The sequence below is a fragment of the Pseudomonadota bacterium genome (assembly GCA_022361155.1).
GTDB lineage: Bacteria > Myxococcota_A > Polyangia > Polyangiales > JAKSBK01 > JAKSBK01.
The window spans coordinates 1-1,485 of sequence record JAKSBK010000432.1 but is presented as its reverse complement, the minus strand read 5'-3'; the positions used below and the strand labels follow the sequence as shown (position 1 = coordinate 1,485).

Sequence of the window (1,485 nt, the reverse complement as noted above, 5' to 3'; positions counted from 1 at the left end):
TCCAGGATACGGTTGCTTCCGCACTGGACCGGCAGGTGCAAATGGTTCATAAGGATATCGATGTCACAGTAAGCCTGAATCAACTCGCGTGTGAAATCCATCGGGTGACTGGTGGTGAAACGCAGCCTCTCCACACCCTCGATTTCAGCAATCCCGTACAGCAGTTCGTGAAAGGCCACCGGTTGTTGCAGGCCGCGTTTGCCGTAGGCGTTGACGTTCTGACCGAGAAGAATGATCTCCTTCGCGCCTTTATCCACCAGCTGCCGGATTTCAGCATAGATTTCTTCAGCCTCCCGCGACTTTTCCCGTCCGCGGGTATAAGGGACCACGCAGAAACTACAAAACTTGTCACATCCTTTGATGATATTCACAAAGGCGCTGGGACCGGGATTTTTGATCAGCGGTTGCTCGGGGATGGAATAGTTTTTGTGGGAATCGAATTCAGTCCATATCACCGGTCCTTCCCCTTGATTCACGCGCTGGACAATGTGCTGGATGGATTCGACGGCGTCGGGCCCGACAACAAAATCCAGAAAGGGAATGCGGTTGATTAAAGCAGTCTGCTCCTGTTGGGCCAGGCAGCCGGCAACTCCCAGGATGAGATCGGGATTGGACTGTTTCAAGGGTTTCAGGCCTCCAAACAGGGAAAACACCTTCTGCTCTGCTTTATCCCTTATAGAACAAGTATTTACGAGAACTAAGTCGGCGTCCTCCACATGCGGGGTACGCAGGTATCCCGACTGGAACAATAGCAGCTCCATGCGGTCGGTGTCTGCCACGTTCATCTGGCAGCCGAAGGTTTCCATATAAGCCTGTTTCATAGAGTAAGGATTTTACCAAAGTTTCCGGATTATCCAACCGGGAATTATAGGCCCGGATTGGGTTTATAAATGATTGAAAAAAGTGGTCGAATTTGCGCCTCGACAGAGGCAAATTTCGGGACAAAACGAGAGAATAATTTTTTGGATTTTTTTCCTCCTGAACCTGCGTTTCCCCGCATAAAACAAGGCCAAAACGGGAATCGCACATTTAATATGATTCACCTAAATTTATATAAATTTACTGTTAATTTGATGGCTTTAACATCGCATATGATTAAATTTGAAAATGTTATTGACTCTTAATATGAGTTCCCTTATATTGAAAATATCCAGTAACAAAAACAGTTAGTTAGAGAAAATTAGGCAACACATCCCATTGAATTTTGGAGGGGAGTCGAGTGTCCCAATTCAACAATGTTCGCACAATTCGCGAATCCAAGATGATGAGCAAGGCGGAACTGGCCCGAAAGGCCAGTGTCACCGTGCAGACCATCGACCGGATCGAGAAGGGGAATGATTGCCGCCTGGACACCAAGCGGAAGATCATCCTGGCTCTGGGCTACAAGCTGGGTGACCGCACGAAGATCTTCTTTCCTGAAGATTCGGGCGGGGCCAAGAAGAAAAACGGTAGGAGGAAGGTTGGCCGAAGGAAAAGCACGGAGGG

At 48.4% G+C, this 1,485-nt stretch carries 2 protein-coding genes; one reads left to right on the top strand and one right to left on the bottom strand.

Annotation, left to right across the window (positions count from 1 at the left end; translation table 11 throughout):
• Window positions 1-821 (bottom strand): MiaB/RimO family radical SAM methylthiotransferase (locus MJD61_16575; GenBank protein ID MCG8556877.1); only part of this gene is annotated, 821 nt, incomplete at its 3' end.
• Window positions 822-1,219: 398 nt separating this feature from the next.
• On the opposite strand from MJD61_16575, the gene MJD61_16570 reads away from it, so the two are divergent.
• On the top strand, window positions 1,220-1,485 hold a 266-nt coding region (locus MJD61_16570; GenBank protein ID MCG8556876.1), incomplete at its 3' end, for a helix-turn-helix domain-containing protein.